At 67.7% G+C, this 372-nt stretch carries 1 protein-coding gene; it reads left to right on the top strand.

The window, feature by feature from the left end:
- Positions 1–372: DUF7507 domain-containing protein (locus ACLF3M_RS35435; protein WP_430661719.1), on the top strand; the 372-nt coding region annotated here is incomplete at both ends.

Here is a 372-nt window from a genome sequence, read left to right as displayed (position 1 = left end):
ACGGCCGGGCTGACCGACCTCGATGCCGACGGCACGGCCGACGACCTCGCCGTCGGCGCCACCGCGACCGGCACCAAGACCGGTACGCTCACCCAGGCGCAGGTCGACGCGGGGTCGCTGACCAACATCGCCACGGGCACCGGCATTGGCACCAACGGCACGACGGTGACCGACACCGATACCAACACCGTACCGATCGCCCGGACGCCGCATATCGACGTGACCAAGACGAATGCCGGCGTGGTCGACGGCGACGGCAACGGGCCCGATGCCGGCGACACCATCGTCTACAGCTACTCCGTCAAGAACGACGGCAACGTGTCGCTGCTCAACGTCAGCCTCAATGACGACAAGCTGGGCGCCATCACCCTG

This window comes from Falsiroseomonas sp. HW251 (assembly GCF_050563545.1).
Classification (GTDB): Bacteria; Pseudomonadota; Alphaproteobacteria; order Acetobacterales; family Acetobacteraceae; genus Falsiroseomonas.
This window is presented reverse-complemented; position numbering and strand designations above follow the sequence as displayed.